Annotated in this window: 13 protein-coding genes; 10 read left to right on the forward strand and 3 right to left on the reverse strand. The window is 75.3% G+C overall.

What is annotated here, in order from left to right:
• The first annotated feature begins 156 nt into the window (after nt 1-156).
• The 5 genes from proB (at nt 157) to LG632_RS03200 (ending at nt 10,803) form a co-directional block, all read left to right on the forward strand.
• Complete coding sequence (proB, locus tag LG632_RS30450) at nt 157-1,422, forward strand: glutamate 5-kinase (protein ID WP_226724997.1); 1,266 nt, start codon at nt 157-159, stop codon at nt 1,420-1,422.
• Nucleotides 1,412-3,013, forward strand: a complete 1,602-nt coding sequence (locus tag LG632_RS03185; protein ID WP_226724921.1) for an AMP-binding protein — start codon at nt 1,412-1,414, stop codon at nt 3,011-3,013. The genes proB and LG632_RS03185 overlap by 11 nt, the downstream gene beginning before the upstream one ends.
• On the forward strand, nt 3,010-7,881 hold the full coding sequence (locus LG632_RS03190) for a non-ribosomal peptide synthetase (RefSeq protein ID WP_226724923.1): 4,872 nt from the start codon (nt 3,010-3,012) through the stop codon (nt 7,879-7,881). The genes LG632_RS03185 and LG632_RS03190 overlap by 4 nt, the downstream gene beginning before the upstream one ends.
• Nucleotides 7,882-8,122: 241 nt before the next feature.
• Nucleotides 8,123-9,493 (forward strand): MBL fold metallo-hydrolase, encoded by a 1,371-nt coding sequence (locus tag LG632_RS03195; RefSeq protein WP_226724925.1) that lies wholly within the window; start codon nt 8,123-8,125, stop codon nt 9,491-9,493.
• Nucleotides 9,490-10,803 (forward strand): MFS transporter, encoded by a 1,314-nt coding sequence (locus LG632_RS03200; protein ID WP_226724927.1) that lies wholly within the window; start codon nt 9,490-9,492, stop codon nt 10,801-10,803. Before LG632_RS03195 ends, LG632_RS03200 begins: the two co-directional genes overlap by 4 nt.
• Nucleotides 10,804-10,905: 102 nt before the next feature.
• Here the strand turns inward: LG632_RS03200 and LG632_RS03205 are convergent, their stop codons facing one another.
• Nucleotides 10,906-11,265 (reverse strand): zinc ribbon domain-containing protein YjdM, encoded by a 360-nt coding sequence (locus tag LG632_RS03205; RefSeq protein WP_226724929.1) that lies wholly within the window; start codon nt 11,263-11,265, stop codon nt 10,906-10,908.
• Nucleotides 11,266-11,473: 208 nt separating this feature from the next.
• Here LG632_RS03205 and LG632_RS03210 point away from each other — a divergent pair, with 208 nt between their 5' ends.
• The 5 genes from LG632_RS03210 to LG632_RS03230 all read left to right on the forward strand — a co-directional run bounded on the left by LG632_RS03210 (nt 11,474) and on the right by LG632_RS03230 (nt 14,846).
• Nucleotides 11,474-11,815, forward strand: a complete 342-nt coding sequence (locus tag LG632_RS03210; protein WP_226724931.1) for an ArsR/SmtB family transcription factor — start codon at nt 11,474-11,476, stop codon at nt 11,813-11,815.
• A 26-nt stretch (nt 11,816-11,841) separates the two neighbouring features.
• On the forward strand, nt 11,842-13,545 hold the full coding sequence (locus LG632_RS03215) for a SulP family inorganic anion transporter (protein WP_226724999.1): 1,704 nt from the start codon (nt 11,842-11,844) through the stop codon (nt 13,543-13,545).
• Entirely contained in the window at nt 13,542-13,964 is a 423-nt protein-coding gene (locus tag LG632_RS03220) for a pyridoxamine 5'-phosphate oxidase family protein (protein WP_226724934.1), read from the forward strand. Before LG632_RS03215 ends, LG632_RS03220 begins: the two co-directional genes overlap by 4 nt.
• Complete coding sequence (locus tag LG632_RS03225; protein WP_226724936.1) at nt 13,961-14,386, forward strand: ATP-binding protein; 426 nt, start codon at nt 13,961-13,963, stop codon at nt 14,384-14,386. Before LG632_RS03220 ends, LG632_RS03225 begins: the two co-directional genes overlap by 4 nt.
• A 124-nt stretch (nt 14,387-14,510) precedes the next feature.
• Entirely contained in the window at nt 14,511-14,846 is a 336-nt protein-coding gene (locus LG632_RS03230) for an ArsR/SmtB family transcription factor (RefSeq protein ID WP_226724938.1), read from the forward strand.
• 396 nt (nt 14,847-15,242) lie between these two features.
• Here LG632_RS03230 and LG632_RS03235 read toward each other — a convergent pair whose 3' ends face one another.
• Together LG632_RS03235 and LG632_RS03240 are read right to left on the reverse strand one after the other, a co-directional pair.
• The gene (locus LG632_RS03235; protein ID WP_226724940.1) at nt 15,243-15,419 is read right to left on the reverse strand and encodes a hypothetical protein; all 177 of its coding nucleotides are present in this window, start codon (nt 15,417-15,419) and stop codon (nt 15,243-15,245) included.
• 98 nt (nt 15,420-15,517) lie between these two features.
• The gene (locus tag LG632_RS03240) at nt 15,518-16,261 is read right to left on the reverse strand and encodes a carbonic anhydrase (RefSeq protein WP_226724942.1); all 744 of its coding nucleotides are present in this window, start codon (nt 16,259-16,261) and stop codon (nt 15,518-15,520) included.
• Nucleotides 16,262-16,339 lie beyond the last annotated feature (78 nt).

Consider the following 16,339-nt stretch of genomic DNA (forward strand, 5'->3'; position numbering starts at 1 on the left):
CTCCAATGGGAAACACGCCTCGTGAGGGGGGAATCGGTCGTGCACACACGTGAGCGGACGACGCCGTGGGAGCAGGGCGCGGGGACGGTCGGGACACCGGACGCCGCCGACCGGGCCGGTGCCGGTGCGGACGCCGCCGGCCGGAGCGTCGTCAAGGTGGGCTCGTCCTCGCTGACCACGGCCTCCGGCGGCCTCGACGCCGAGCGGCTGGACGCGCTGGTCGACGCGCTGGCGGCGGCCCGCGCCCGGGGCGAGCAGCTGGTGCTGGTCTCCTCGGGCGCCATCGCGGCGGGCCTGGCCCCGCTGGGCCTGGCCGCCCGCCCCGAGGACCTCGCCCACCAGCAGGCGGCGGCCAGCGTCGGCCAGGGCCTGCTGATCGCCCGGTACACCGCCTCCTTCGCCCGCTACGGGATCCGGGTCGGCCAAGTGCTGCTCACCAACGACGACATGGCCCAGGACGACCGGTACGGCAACGCCCGCCGCACCCTGGACGCGCTGCTGGCGCTCGGCGTGCTGCCGGTCGTCAACGAGAACGACACCACCGCGACCGACGAGATCCGCTTCGGCGACAACGACCGGCTCGCCGCACTGGTGGCCGGGCTGGTCCGGGCCGACCGGCTGGTGCTGCTCTCGGACGTCGACGGGGTGTACGACGCCGACCCCCGGCTGCCCGGCAGCCGGCGCATCCCGGAGGTGCGCACCGGCCGCGAACTGGACGGCCTGGACCTGTCCTTCCCCGGCTCGGGCCTCGGCTCCGGCGGCATGGCCACCAAGGTGGCCGCCGCCCGGACGGCGACCGGGGCCGGGATCACCGTACGGCTCACCGCGGCGTCCCGGGTGGCCGACGCCCTGGCCGGCCGGCCGTGCGGCACCCTGTTCCACGCCGCAGCGGTCGAGCGGGGCGCCGGTGCGGGGGACCCGGCCGCCGGTGCCGGCGGGCGGGTCACGGGGGCGGAGTTCCTCGCCGTCGTGGCGGACGTGACGGGCCGGTCCGGGCTCTCCCTCGCCGACGCCTTCCACGACATCGGCGGAACGTCACTCCAGGCCATGCGCATCTGCGCGCGCCTGCGCAGGCGGACGGGCGTTCCCCTGCTGCCGCAGGCCCTTTTCGAAAGCGCGACCCTCGGTGAATTCCTCGGCGGCCTCTTCGGCCGTGAATTCGGCGGCGGCGAATCCGGTGGCGGCGTCCACGGTGAAATCGGCGACGAATTCGGCGGCGAGCACACCGCCGAATACCGCGGTGCGGACGACGGCGCACACGAGGGCGGACACGACGGCGCACATGAGGGCGGACACGACGGTGCAAACGGCCTCGGACGCGGCCGCCCGTACGAGGTCCTCCCCGAGGGCGAACTCCGCGGCCGGACGCCCGCCCCGGACAGTACCGCCGGCCTGTGCGGAGGTGTGCGCCGTGCCGCCTGAGAACGACCCGGCGGCGGGGGCCCGCCTGCTGCACACCGCGGTCACCCGGCAGGCCCGGATCCGGCCGCACGCCCCGGCCCTCGTCGACGGCGCCGAACGTGTCGACTACCGCACCCTGGACCACGCGGCCGACACCTACGCGACCGCCCTGCGCGCGCTCGGCGTAGGCCCCGGCGACCTGGTTCCCGTCGGCCTGCCGCGCGGCGCCCGGCTGATCGCCGTCCTGCTGGCCGTCCTCAAGTGCGGCGCCGGGTACGCCGCGCTCGACCCGGCGCAGCCGGGCCACCGCCTGCGGGAGAGCGTCAGCAGGCTCGGCGGTCCGGTCCTCGTCGCCTCGGGCGCCCTGGCCGAGACCGCGGGCGCCGGGGCCGGCCGGGCCCGCTGGGCGCCGCCGCAGGAGACCCTCGCCGAGGCGGCCCGGCGCCGTACCGGCCCGGTCCGCACCGAGGTGCCCGCCACCTCCGTCGCCTCCGTCTTCTTCACCTCCGGCACGACCGGCCGGCCCAAGGGCGTGCTCTCCCCGCACGCCGCCACCCTGCGGCTGTTCGGCGACCGCCCGATCGCCGGACTCGGCCCCGGCCGGGTCATGGCCCAGGCCGCGCCCACCGCCTGGGACGCGTTCTCCCTGGAGGTGTGGGGCCCGCTGACCACCGGCGGGACCTGCGTCCTGGCCGGGACCGACCGGTTGCTGCCCGACGACCTCCGGCGGCTGCGCGGCCACCACGGCGTGGACACGCTCTGGCTGACGTCCGCGCTGTTCAACCTGTTCGTGGACGAGGACGTCGACTCCTTCCGCGGCCTGCGGACGGTGCTGACCGGCGGGGAGGCGCTCTCCCCGGCGCACGTGCGCGCCTTCCTCGCCCGCCACCCGGACACGGTCCTCGTCAACGGCTACGGCCCGGTGGAGAGCTGCGTCTTCGCCACCACGCACACCGTCCGGCCGGAGGACTGCGACCTGCCGCACGGGATCCCCATCGGCCGGCCCGTCCCCGGGACCCGGACCCACCTGGTCGACGGCGAGATCTGGCTGACCGGCGACGGGCTGGCCGAGGGCTACCTCGCCGACCCGCTCGCCACCCGCGCGGCGTTCACCGCCCTCACCGAGGACGGCGTCCGCCGGCGCGCCTACCGGACCGGCGACCGGGGAGCGTACGACCGGGGCGGCGTCCTGCACTTCCTCGGCCGTTCCGACCGGCAGGTCAAGATCGCGGGGCACCGGCTGGAGCCCGCCGGCATCGAACGCGTGGCCGCCACCGTGCCCGGCATCCGGCACTGCCACGTCCTGCCGGTCCCCGGCAGCGGACCGGCCGCGGCCCCCGACCACCTCGCGCTCTTCTACACCTCCTGGTCCCAGGACCTGACCGCCGCCGACATCCGCCGCGCGCTGGCCGAGCGGCTGCCCCACTACAGCGTCCCCGCCGCCGTCTACCGGGTCCCCTACCTCCCGGTCACCCCCCACGGCAAGGTCGACCCGGCCGCCCTCCTGTCGTCGCTCTCGTCCTTGTCCGCTCCCTCCCCTTCGGCCTCCCCTTCAGCCGCGCCCTCGGCCGCCTCCTCCGCCCCGCCCACCGCCGCCCGGAGCACCGCGTGAACCCCTCCGCCACTCCCACCACCCCCACGAGCCCCACCCCGGCCGCGCCGCAGGCGCACCCGATGACGTACGAGCAGGAGTCGATCTGGCTCAACGACCAGCTCCACGACGGGACGTCGCGCTACACCGAGTCCTGGAACCACCGCCTGCGCGGCCCCGTCGACCACCGCGCCGTCGAGACCGCCCTGACCGGCATCGTCGCCCGGCACGCCACGCTCCGCTCCCGCCTCGCCCTGGTGGACGGCCGGGCCGTGCAGTACGTCGGCCCGCCCTGCCCGGTCGCGGTCGAGCAGCGCACCGTGGACCCCCGGGACCTGGACCGGGCGCTGACGGAGACGGTCTCGCGCCCCCTGGACCTGACCCGCCCGCCGCTGCTGCGGGCCACCCTGCTGCACCTCGGCCCGGACGACGCGGTGCTGGCCGTCACCTTGCACCACGCGCTCGTCGACGGCTGGTGCTTCCGCCTGCTGGACCTGGAGTTCACCGCCCGCTACCGGGCCGCACTGGTCGGCACGGACCCGCAACTGCCCCCGCTGGAACTGGACTTCACCGACTACGCCCGTGACCGGCGCTCCCGCCCGGCGGCCGAGCTCGACGCCCTGCTGGAGCACTGGCGCCCGCTGCTGGCCGACGCGCCCGCCGAGTCGACCGTCCCCCCGCTGCACCCCCGCCCGGCGACCCAGGGTCACCGCGGCGGCCAGGTCCGGTTCCGCATCGGCGCCGCGACGGGCCGGCGCATCCGCGCGCTGGCCCGGCACCACCGCACCAGCACCTTCTGCGTCATCGCCGCCGCCCTGACGACCCTCGTCGCGCGGACCGCCGACCAGGACGACCTGGTCATCGGCACCCCCGTCTCCCGGCGCGACGACCCGGCCCTGGAGCCGCTGCTGGCCTGCCTCACCGACGTCCTGCCCCTGCGCCAGCGCCTCGACCGCGACCGCCCGTTCACCGACCTGCTGCACTCCACGAAGAACACGCTCTGGTCCGCGGTCGCCCACCGCGACATCCCCTTCGGCCACCTCGTCCGCGCGTACGACACCGACCGCAGCGCGGCCCGCTTCCCGTTCTTCCAGGTCGTCCTCACCGTCGACGACGCGGCGGCCCCCGGGCTGGACCTGCCGGGCATCTCCTCGGAGCAGGTGCGCGCCGACCACGGCACGGCCAAGTTCGACCTGTTCTTCCACCTGGTCCCGCAGGACGGCGGCTACCTCGGCATGCTCACGTACGCCGACACGCTCTACGACGAGCCGTACGCGCGGCGCATCGCGGCCTGGTTCACCGCACTCCTGGCGGACGCGGCGGAGCACCCGGAGACGGCACTGCACGACCTGAGGATGCTGTCGGAGGCGGAACGGGCGCAGGCGACCGGCCCGCTCCTCCCGCCGACCGGCGAGACGATGCAGACGGCGCAGACGACGCAGGCGCAGGCGCAGACGCCGACGCAGGCGGTACCGGCGGCGGACCTCCCCTGCGCCGCGGCGGCGTTCGCCGCGCAGGCGGCCCGCACCCCCGACCGCCCGGCCGTCACCGACGGCGCGCGCACCCTGACGTACGCCGAACTGGACGCGGCCTCGCGCGACGTGGCGAGCCGGCTCACCGCGCTGGGCGCCGGCCCCGGCACCCGCGTCGCCGTCCGCCTGGACCGCGACGCCGGCACCGACGTCCCCCTCGCGGTCCTCGCGGTGCTGCGCACCGGCGCGTGCTGCGTCCCCCTGGACCCGTCCCTGCCGCCCGCCCGCACCGCCCTGGTCCTGACCGACAGCGGCGCCGACGTCCTCCTGACCCGCACCGACACCCCGGGCCCGGTCCCGTCCACCGGGACCGCTGTGCGGATCCTCCACCTGGACGAGGCGCCGCCGGCGGAGCCGACGCGGAAGCCGGCGCCGGAGCGGGCGTCGGAGCGGGCGGGGGAGCGGGCGGGGGAGCCGGCGCACCGGGCGGCCGACCGGCCGTCGGCGCCCGACGACCTGGCCTACGTCGTTTACACCTCCGGCTCGACAGGGCGCCCCAAGGGCGTCGCGATGCCCCACCGCGCCCTGGCCAACCTGGTGGACTGGCAGCGCGCCCGCTGGGGCGCCGGGGCCCCGCCCCGCACCCTGAGCTGCACCCCGATCGGCTTCGACGTCTTCTTCCAGGAACTCTTCGCCACCTGGGCGGCCGGCGGCACCCTGGTGGCCGTCCCCGAGGACACCCGCCGCGACCCCGAGCGCCTGCTGACGCGGGCGACCGCGCTGAAGGCCGACCGCGTCTTCCTGCCGTTCGTGGCACTCCAGCAACTGGCCGACTACGCGGCGGCCACGGGACGGCGGTGCCCCTTCGCGGAGGTGGTGACCTCGGGCGAGCAGCTGCACGTGACGTCGGCCGTGCGGGAGTTCTTCTCCGGCACGGGCGCGGTGCTGGACAACCAGTACGGCCCTTCGGAGACCCACGTCGTGACCGCCCACCGCCTGTCGGGCGATCCGGCGGACTGGCCGGCCCGCCCCCCGATCGGCCGCGCGATCCAGAACGCCCGCGTGCAGATCCTGGACCGCTCCGGCCGGCCTGTCCCGCCGGGCGTGCCGGGCGAACTCGTGGTCAGCGGTGTCCCCCTCGCGGCCGGATACCTCGGCCGCCCGGCGGAAACGGCCCGCCGCTTCCGCCCGCTCGCCCTGCTGCCCGGCGAACGCGCCTACCACACCGGCGACAAGGCCCGCCTCGACCGGGACGGCCGGGTGGAGTTCCTGGGCCGCGACGACGACCAGGTCAAGATCCGCGGCCACCGCGTCGAACCGGCCGAGATCGAAGCCGCGCTGCGCGCCCTCCCGGGCGTCACCCAAGCCGCGGTGACCGTGCTCCCCACCCCCACGGGGCCCCGCCTCCACGCCCACGTGGTCCCCTCCCGGGCCCCGGCCGCTGCCGCGGGCTCAGGCCCGGCCCCGGACTCAGGCCCGGCCCCGGACTCAGGCCCGGCCTCAGGCTCGGGCCCGGCCCCGGCCGGGGACGCCGCGTGCGGGCCCTCGCCGCAGGAGATCCGCCGCGCACTGGCCGCCGTACTGCCGGCGCCGTGCGTGCCGTCGCTGGTGGTGCTGCACGAGGACTTCCCGCGTACGGCCACCGGCAAGCTGGACCGCCTGGCCCTGGACGCCCGGCGCACCGCCGCCGACGACGCCGACACCGCCGACGACGCCGCTGACGACCGCGACGCCGACGCCGCCGACGGCCCGGCCGGCGGGGCGATCGCCGCGGCGTGGACGGAGGTGCTGGGCCGACGGCCCGCCCACGCCGACGAGAACTTCTTCGACGCGGGCGGCGACTCGCTGCTCGCCGTCCGCCTCGTCCTCACCCTCCGCGCGGCCACCGCCCTGCCCGTCCCGCCGCACGCCGTCTTCAGCGCCCCGACGGTGTCGGCCCTGACCTCCCACCTGGCGGAACTGGCCCGGGACGGGGCAGACCGGCGGCCCACCGGCCCGGAGGAACACCCGGCCGCCGTCGCTCCGGGCGCGGACCCCGGAGCCACGGGCGGCCGTACCGCCCCCCTCGGGGAGGCCCGCCCGGGGAAGGCCCGCCCCGGGGAGGCCCCCGCCGGGGACCTCCCCCCGTCCCTCCTCCGGGACGCCGTCCTGCCCGACGACATCCGCCCGGCGGCGACGACCGAGCCGTGGGTCGCGGCCCCGCGGCACCTGCTCCTGACCGGGGCCACCGGCTTCCTCGGCGTGCACCTGCTGTACGAGCTCCTCGTGCGCACCGACGCCCGCGTCCACTGCCTCGTGCGGGCCGCGGACGCCCCCGCGGCCCAAGCCCGCCTGGTCTGCGCGCTGCGCGCGCACGCGCTGTGGCGGCCCGGCTTCGCCGAGCGGATCGAGGCCGTGCCCGCCGACCTGGCCGCGCCCCGCCTGGGGCTGACCGAGGACCGCTACGACGCCCTCGCCCGCCTCGCCGACGCCGTCCACCACTGCGCGGCCGCCGTCAACCTGGCCCACCCGTACGCCCGCCTGAAGCCGGTCAACGTCGACGCGACGACCGAGCTGCTGCGCCTGGCGGCCCGCCACCGCACCGTCGCCTTCCACCACGTCTCCACGGTCGGTGTCCTCGCCCCGCAACCGCGCGACGGGGACGGCGGCGACGGCGGTGACGGTGGTGACGATGGCGGCCGCGCCCCGTCCACCGTGCGTCCCGACGCGCCCCTGCCCGCCCCGGACCGGCTCCGCCACGGCTACGCCCAGAGCAAGTGGGTCGCCGAGGCCCTCGTCGCCGAGGCCGCTGCCCGCGGGCTGCCGGTCACGGTCCACCGGCCCACCCGGATCTCCGCCGACACCACCACCGGCATCTGCCCCCGCACGGACTTCTTCTGGCTGCTGCTGGCCGCCTGCGTCGAGGCCGGACTGGCGCCCACCGTGGACGGACCCGACTTCGACCTCGTCCCGGTCGACCACGTCCGCGAGGCGTTCGTGGCCCTCACCCGCCGCCCGGACACCGTCGGCCGCACCTTCCACATCGCCGCCGACGCGCGTCTGCCGCTCGCCACCGCCATCGGCTGGCTGCGCGACCTGGGCCATCCCATCGGCGACGCCACCGCCGCCGCCTGGCGCGCCCGCGTCGAGGACGGCCGACTGCCGGCCGGGCTCACCCTCCTCGGCGCCCTCCGCGGCGGCCCCGGCGAGGCCGCCCTGCGCTACGACACCGCCCCGACCCGGGCCCTGCTCCCCACCACCCGCCCGACCCCGCTGGACCGGACGCTGTTCACCACGACCCTGGACCGGTTCGTGCGCGCGGGCAGCTTTCCCGCACCCCCGCGGGCGGGCGGCCCGCAGGCCCCCGGCACGCTCACACCCGGTCCGCCGTCTCGACCGGCAGCTCGGACAGGCGCCACTCCAGCATCCCGTCGGTGAGGCGGACCGCCCGGCGGCCCAGGCCGGTCAGCAGCCGCACCGCGTCGTGGGGCCACCTCCAGCCGCCTCCCGCCGGCCGGCGCACTGCCGCGCCGGCCGCGGAGGCGTCGTGGACCGGCGCGGGCGCCTGGCGGCATCCCGCATTGCTTCCTCCATGAATCCATGGATGGTGGTAACTGAGGCAACCGCGGCCGGGCCGGCCGCGCCTGCCGCCCGACCCTCCCCAGGGGAAGGACATGCGATGGGCTTCGCCGACGACCACCTCGTGCCGCTGGTCGACCCCGGTCTGGGCAACAGCGCCTACCTCGTCGACCTGGGTGACGGCCGCGCCCTGGCCGTCGACGCCGGCCGTGATCTGCGCGCCCTCGACGCGGCGGCGCGGCGGCGCGGCCTCACGGTCGCCTTCGCGGCCGACACGCACCTGCACGCCGACTTCCTCTCCGGCGCCGTCCAGCTCGCCCATGACACCGGCGCCACGATCCTGGCCTCCGCCGCCGGGAACCGGGCGTTCGACCATCACGGCCTCGCCGACGGCGACGAGATCGACCTCGGCGGACCGACCCTGCGGGCGCTGGCGACCCCCGGCCACACCGACGAGCACCTGTCCTTCCTCCTGCTGGACGGCGCCCGCGAGCTCGGCGTGTTCACCGGCGGGTCGCTGATCGTCGGCTCGGCGGCCCGCACCGACCTCCTGGGAGCGGCCCGCGCGGAGGAACTCGCCCGCGCCCAGCACCGTTCGCTGCGGCGGCTCGCCACGCTGCCCGACGACACGGCGGTATGGCCCACCCACGGCGCCGGCTCCTTCTGCTCCGCCCCGCCCGGTGCCGAGCGCACCACCACCATCGGTGCCCAGAAGCGGGCCAACCCGCTGCTCGGCGCACCCGACGAGGACACCTTCGTGGCCCGGCTCCTCGCGAGTACGGGCAGCTACCCCGCGTACTTCGACCGGCTGGCAGAGGCCAACCGCCGCGGACCGGCCGTGCTGACCGCGCAGCCGCTGCTGCCCGACCTGTCCGCTCGGCAGGTCCGGGACCTGCTGGCCGACGGCGGTCAGGTCGTCGACGTGCGCCCGGCCGCCGACTTCGCCGCCGGACACGTCCCCGGCTCCCTGTCGATCGCGCTGCGCGGCCAGTTCGCCACCTGGCTGGGCTGGCTCCTGCCCGACACCGTGCCCCTCGCCTTCGTCGTGAACGACGACCAGGACGCGGACGAGATCGTCTGGCAGGCGTACAAGATCGGCTACGAGCGCCTCGCCGGCCGTCTCGCGGGAGGGACGGCCGCCTGGCTCGCGGACGGCAATCCGCAGACCACCACCGCGTTCGTCACCGCCGACCGCACCGGCGGCCGCCCCTACCTCGACGTCCGGCAGGAAGCGGAGTTCGCCGCCGGGCACGTCCCGGGCGCCGTGCACATCGAACTGGGCGCCCTCGCCGCCGTGGCCGCCGACGCCCCGCGGGGCGCGGTCGTGGGCTGCGGCCACGGCGAGCGCGCCATGACCGCGGCCAGCCTCCTCGAACGCGCCGGCCACCACGACCTCACCGTCCTCGACGGCGGACCGGCCGACTACGCCGCCGCCCACGACACGCCCCTCACCGAGGGCGCCCACCGGTGAACACCCCCACCCCACCGGCCGCCCCAGCCGGACGGCCCGTACGGCTGGGGCTGCGGCAGAACCGGCTCCAGTTCACCCTGCTGGTCGTCGTGAACCTCTGCGTCGGCGGCCTGGTCGGCCTCGAACGCACCACCGTCCCGCTCATCGGCACCGAGACGTTCGGCCTGACCAGCGACCTGGCCGTCTTCTCGTTCATCATCGCCTTCGGCCTCACCAAGGCGTTCACCAACCTCGCCGCCGGCGCCCTGACCGCCCGCTTCCGCCGCAAGCAGCTGCTGGTGGCCGGCTGGCTGATCGGCGTCCCCGTCCCGTTCGCGCTCGCGTACGCCCCCTCGTGGGGCTGGATCGTCGCCGCCAACGTCCTGCTCGGCCTGAACCAGGGCCTGACCTGGTCGATGACGGTCAACATGAAGATCGACCTCGTCGGCCCCTCCCGCCGAGGGCTCGCCACGGGCCTGAACGAGGCGGCCGGCTACACCGCCGTCGGCGTCACCGCCCTGCTCACCGGCTACCTCGCCACCAGCCACGGCCTGCGGCCGGTTCCGGAACTCGTCGGGGTCGTCTTCGTGGCCGCGGGCCTCGCCCTCGCCCTGGTCGTGCGCGACACCGCCGCCCACGTCGCCCTCGAACTGGCCCAGCACCCCCAGCCCCTGCCCGCCGACCAGGACGCCGGCCTCAAGGCCACGTTCGCCCGCACCTCCTGGCACGACCGCTCGCTGCGCGGCGCCAGCCAGGCCGGCCTGGTCAACAACCTCAACGACGGCCTGGCCTGGGGCGTCTTTCCGCTGCTCTTCACCGACCACGGCCTCGGGCTCGCCGCCGTCGGCCTGATCAAGGGCCTCTACCCCGTCCTGTGGGGCCTCGGCCAGATCCCCACCGGCCACCTCGCCGACCGCATCGGCCGCAAGCCGCTGATCGTCCACGGCATGCTCGTCCAAGCGGTCGGCTTCCTCCTCGCGCTCGCCCTGCTCGACCGGCCGCTGCTCGCCGGAACCCTGTCCGCCGTCGCACTCGGGCTGGGCACGGCCATGGTCTACCCGGCGCTCATCGCGTCCGTCTCCGACCACGCCCACCCCGCCTGGAGGGTGAACGCCCTGGCCGCCTACCGCTTCTGGCGGGACATCGGCTACGCGGCCGGCGCCCTCGTCGCCGGCGTCCTCGCCGACGCCTTCGGCCTCGACGCCACGGTCGTCGCCGCCGCCGTCCTGACCGCCGCCTCGGGACTCCTCGCCGCCCACTGGATCACCGACCACCGAACCCGCGCCCCTCGGCAGCCGGCCGGCGTCCGGCGCCTTTCCCCGGGCCCCTAGGGGAAGCCGAGGTGCTCGTCACCAGGCCCGCCGAGGGGGCGGGGAAGCGCGTTCTGTGCTCCAGGCGGCCGAGACGGCCATCGGGCGTGCGCGATCCGCGGGTCAGGCCTTCTTGACCACGCTCGACTTGAGCTGCATGGCTCCGAAGCCCTCGATCCGGCAGTCGATGTCGTGGCCGTCGACGCCGTCGATCAAGCGGATGTTGCGGACCTTGGTGCCCGCCTTGATGCCCGAGGGGCTGCCCTTGACCTTCAACGCCTTCACGACGGTCACGCTGTCGCCGTCGCGCAGCACGTTGCCGACGGCGTCCTTGACCACGCGCTCCCCGGTGGCCCCGGCGTCGCCCTCGGTGCTCTCGGCAGGTACCCATTCGTGGCCGCACTCCGGGCAGACCACCAGATCGTTCATCGCGTAGGTGTACTCACCGGAGCACTTCGGACACGGAGGCAGGTTGTCGCTCATTCACGCAGGTTTCTGGACGTCGGGAAGCGAGAGCGCCCTGGGGTGGGCCGGCTGGCCGACCGACGGGCACCCGCGCGATGGGTAGCCATAGTAGCAAATTGCAAAATTCTGCAATTTCATAGATGCTGCGTGTGCTGCGTCCGTAGCTGTCCGCGGGCACGGCACCAGGCGTGTGCCCCGTCCGGGGCGGCAAGAAGGGTGCGAGACCGTGCCGGTTCCGCTGTATCAGGCCAAGGCCGAGTTCTTCCGGATGCTCGGACACCCGGTGCGGATAAGGGTCCTGGAGCTGCTGCAGGACGGGCCGATGCCGGTGCGGGACCTGCTGGCCGCGATCGAGGTCGAGCCCTCCGCCCTGTCCCAGCAGCTCGCGGTCCTGCGCCGGTCGGGGATCGTCACCTCGGCCCGTAACGGCGCGACGGTCGTCTACGAGCTGGCGGGCGGGGACGTGGCGCAGCTGATGCTGGCGGCGCGGCGGATCCTGACCGAGGTCCTGGCGGGGCGGAGCGTGCTGCTGGAGGAACTGCGCGAGTCCGAGGTTGCGGCCTCGTGAGCGTGAACACTGCGGTCGCGGCCGGGATGGCCCGGGTTCGCTCCGTCCTGCCCGCCCGGGCGGACTACGCGGTGATGGCCCGCAACCCCCGCCGGGACCTGCTGGCCGGTCTGACCGTGGCGATCGTCGCCCTTCCGCTCGCGCTCGGATTCGGCGTCTCCTCCGGCCTGGGTGCGCAGGCGGGGCTCGCCACGGCCGTGGTCGCGGGCGCGCTCGCCGCCTTGTTCGGCGGGTCGAACCTCCAGGTGTCCGGGCCGACCGGGGCGATGACCGTGGTCCTGGTGCCGATCGTCGCCCGGTACGGACCCGGCGGCGTCCTCACCGTGGGTCTGATGGCCGGTGTCCTTCTGATCGCTCTCGCCCTCCTGCGGGCCGGGCAGTACATGCGGTACGTGCCGGCCCCGGTGGTGGAGGGCTTCACCCTGGGGATCGCGTGCGTGATCGGCCTCCAACAGATACCCAACGCCCTCGGCGTCGAGAAGCCGGACGGGGAGAAGGTCCTGCTGGTGGCATGGCGGGCGCTCGTGGAGTTCACGGCCGTCCCGAACTGGACGGCCGTCGGCCTCTCCGTCGGCGTCGCGGCGGTGATGCTTGCCGGTGCCCGATGGAAGCCTACGGTCCCGTTCTCGATCGTCGCCGTGATCGCCGCGACCGCGGTCACGCAGCTCTTCCGCCTGGACGCCGCGGCCCCGATCGGTGACCTGCCTCCCGGGCTCCCCGCGCCCTCCCTCGCCTTCCTCGACGCCTCCGCGTGGGGCTCGTTGCTCGCCCCGGCGGTCGCGGTCGCGGCGCTCGCCGCGCTGGAGTCCTTGCTGTCGGCGACCGTGGCGGACGGGATGACGGTGGGGCAGCGGCACGACCCGGACAGGGAACTGTTCGGGCAGGGCATCGCCAACCTCGCGGCCCCGCTGTTCGGCGGCGTCCCGGCCACCGCCGCCATCGCCCGCACGGCGGTCAACGTCCGCACCGGCGCCACCTCCCGGCTGGCCGCGCTCACCCACGCCGCCGTGCTCGCGGTGATCGTGTTCGCCGCAGCCCCTCTGGTCTCGAAGATCCCCCTCGCCGCGCTGGCCGGCGTGCTGCTGGCGACGGCGATCCGCATGGTGGAGGTCGGCTCGCTGCGCGCGATGGCGAAGGCGACCCGCTCCGACGCCGCCGTCCTCGTCCTGACCGCCGCCGCCACCCTGCTCCTCGACCTCGTGTACGCCGTGATCATCGGCCTCGTCGTCGCCGGCGCCCTCGCCCTGAAGGCGGTGGCGAGCCAGGCCCGGATGGAACAGGTCGACTTCCGCCCCGACCTGCCCGGCGAGCACAGCGACGAGGAACACGCCCTGCTCGCCGAGCACATCGTGGCCTACCGCATCGACGGCCCCCTCTTCTTCGCCGGCGCGCACCGCTTCCTCCTCGAACTCTCCGAGGTCGCCGACGTGAAGGTGGTCATCCTCCGGATGGCCCGGGTGACCACCCTCGACGCCACCGGCGCCCTCGTCCTGAAGGATGCCGTGGAGAAGCTGAACCGGCGCGGCATCGCCGTCATGACCTCCGGCATCCGGCCCGGCCAGCGCCAGGCCCTGGACGCCGTCGGCGCACTGGAGTTGCTGCGCCTGGAGGGCCGCGAGTACGCCACCACCCCGGAGGCGATCGCCGGGGCCCGCAAGCACCTGGAGCAGGCGGGACTGCTGCCCCGTCCGCATCACCGACCGCACCGCATCCGGAAGGCCGCACCATGACCGTCCCAGCCGACCTCCGCATGATCGAGGTCTCCGGCACCGAAGCCCTGTGGCTCCTGGAAGGATCCGCTCAGGGCCGCCTCGTCTACGTCCAGCGGGAGGTGGCCGTCGTACGGCCCGCCGCGCACGTGATGGAGTACGGGCGCCTCGTCGTCCGAGCCCCCGTGCAGGCCGCCGCGATTCCCGGCCGGGCACTGCTGACCTACCAGGTCGACGAGATCCGCACCCCGGTGGGCACCGGCTGGACGGTCAGCGCCCACGGGCCGGCCGACGTCATCACCGACCCGGACGAGGCCGCCCACTACCGGCGTACCCTGCCCGGCTGGAGTCACGGCCCGCACGACACCCTGCTGCGCCTGCATCCGCAGTCCGTGTCCGGGTTCCGGCTCGCCCGTACGGCGTCGGAGGCCGACCGATGAGTGTTCAGGTCGAGGCGATGCCCTACCGGCACGTGCTGGACGTGCCGGCCGTGGGCTCCGCCGTGCGGATCGCCCGGGAGACCACCGAGCTGGTCCTCGTGGAATGCGGGGTGGGCCTTCGCCATCCGAGCGTGGGACCGGCCCTGCTGATCGTGGCCGAGCTGGTCACCAACGCCGTCCGGCACGCCGCGGCGGCCTCACCGATGATCACCGTGACCTACGCCCACGGACCCGGCGCCTTTGCGTTCGCCGTCCACGACCGTCACCCCTGCCGGCCCGCCCTGTTCGGTGCGCTCGCCACCGCGCCGGGCAGCGGCCTGGCCATGGTGGTGGAGATGACGATGGAGCTCGGCGGCACCGCTGTCGTGCGGGCGGATGCGGACGGGCGTGGCAAGGCCATCTGGATCACCCTGCCCTTGTGAAGCAATGACTTGCAGGGATCTGCAAGGGTGGAGGTCGCAAGGTGTGACCAGGGGCGAACGGACGCCTCTGGCGCGGGAACGGTTCCGGGTGGACGAGATGGGCAATCAGGGCAGAGGTATCCAGGTGAGTACGCCGCTGTACCAGCTGAAGGCGGAGTTCTTCAAGACGCTGGGGCACCCGGTGCGCATCCGCGTCCTGGAGCTCCTGTCCCAGCGCGAGCACGCGGTCGCCGAGATGCTGCCCGAGGTCGGGGTGGAGGCCGCCAGCCTCTCCCAGCAGCTGGCCGTCCTGCGCAAGGCCAACCTGGTGGTCACCCGCCGGGAGGGCTCGAACGTGTTCTACAGCCTCACCCACCCGCAGATCGCCGAGCTCCTGCGGGTCGCCCGCGGCATCCTCTCCGGCGTCCTGGAAGGCCAGGCCGAACTCCTGGCCGACCTCAAGGCCGGCCGCCACACCTGACTGCACCCCACGCACCTGGAGCCGGCCCTACGGGGCCCGCACCCCCCGTGCGGCGGCCGTCTTCCGGCAGGATGAGGCGGACGACGACCGTCTTGCCGCACCCACCGGAGAAGCGCTCGACACGGACGTCACCGCCGAACACCGGACGACGCCGGTCACGAGCTCGCCGACCACCGAGAGCACGGCTCCGAAGAGCGCCGAGGAGCCCTCCAGCCCGAAGAGGACCGGAGAGCGTTCGCCGCGCTCACGTGCGACCTGCGCGCGACCCGCGCGCGGCCCGCCCGCGGCCCGGCACCAGCGGCACCGTCCCCACGTGCTGGCGTCTCGCGGCGGCCGCCTGCCCGCCGGTGCCCGGCCGTCACCGACATCCCGGACCCGCCGAGGGCACCCCGAGGTTCATCGGGTGTCCCCGGTGCCGGTGGCCACGCCGTGATCGTGGGCCACGCGCAGCGCGTCCTCCAACTCCTCCGCGGCCTGCGCCTCGTCGAAGGCATCGCCAGCCTCCTGCGCAGCCTGGAGGCGAGCCCGCGCCGCACGGACCCGTTCCAGCGCCGCTTCCTCGAACCCGGCCACACCGCACCCCCGTCCGCCACATCCGCAACTAATAAATTGCATAACTCTGCAAGTCTAGCCGGTGAGGGTCCGTCGGGAAGTTCACCGACCAGGGGAGATCAGGGCACCTTGCGCACGAGCTGGCTGGTCAGGTCGTAGCGTGCGCCGACAATGGCCAGGCGACCGTCGGCGATCCGGGCGGCGAGGTCCGGCTCGGCGGTCAGGCGCGCCCGGACGCGGCGCACGTTCTCGGTGACCGCCGCGTCGATCCGGGCCTCGCCCTCGAGCGCGTGATCGATCGCCGGCCGGATCCGCTCCGCCAAGTAGCGGATGTGTGCCGGGAGCGCGCCGCCGGCCTCGGAGTGCACGGCGGCGGCGACCGCTCCGCACCCCTGATGACCCAGGACGACGATCAGCGGGACGCCCAGTTCCAGCACCCCGTACGCGATGCTGCCCAGGACCGCTTCGTCCAGGACCTCGCCCGCCGACCGCACGGTGAGCAGATCACCCAGGCCCTGGTCGAAGACCAGCTCCGGCGGCACCCGCGAGTCCACGCACCCCAGGACCACCGCGAACGGGTGCTGCCCGCCCACCAGCGCCCGGCGGACACTCCGGGCACGGTCCGGACGGCTCTCGTGAAACGTTCGCCACCGCCGGTTCCCCGCCATCAGCTCACGCCACGCAGGCCCCGGCGCGCACGGCCGCGACCCGCCCACGGCCGCCGCCCCGGCTCGCCCTCCCGAGGCTGCCGAGGCCCCGCACACCAGCCCCGCCCCTAACACCGCGGCCCCGCTCAACCCCGCGCGCACCAGTCGGCGACGCGCGACAGACACCTCTGCCCCACAGCTACGATCGACGCTCATGTCCGGACAAGCTAGACGCCTCCCCTGCCCGGGCGGCGGGCGCGGGCCCGGCCTTGAGCAAGATTTGGCCCACTCCGC

Source organism: Streptomyces antimicrobicus (assembly GCF_020532625.1).
Taxonomy (GTDB): Bacteria; Actinomycetota; Actinomycetes; order Streptomycetales; family Streptomycetaceae; genus Streptomyces; species Streptomyces antimicrobicus.

Coding starts and splice junctions, on each gene's coding strand:
- LG632_RS03195 (WP_226724925.1), top strand. CDS start 8,123: ATGGGCTTCGCCGACGACCACCTCGTGCCGCTGGTCGACCCCGGTCTG.
- LG632_RS03205 (WP_226724929.1), bottom strand. CDS start 11,265: ATGAGCGACAACCTGCCTCCGTGTCCGAAGTGCTCCGGTGAGTACACC.
- LG632_RS03215 (WP_226724999.1), top strand. CDS start 11,842: ATGGCCCGGGTTCGCTCCGTCCTGCCCGCCCGGGCGGACTACGCGGTG.
- LG632_RS03220 (WP_226724934.1), top strand. CDS start 13,542: ATGACCGTCCCAGCCGACCTCCGCATGATCGAGGTCTCCGGCACCGAA.
- LG632_RS03225 (WP_226724936.1), top strand. CDS start 13,961: ATGAGTGTTCAGGTCGAGGCGATGCCCTACCGGCACGTGCTGGACGTG.
- LG632_RS03240 (WP_226724942.1), bottom strand. CDS start 16,261: ATGAGCGTCGATCGTAGCTGTGGGGCAGAGGTGTCTGTCGCGCGTCGC.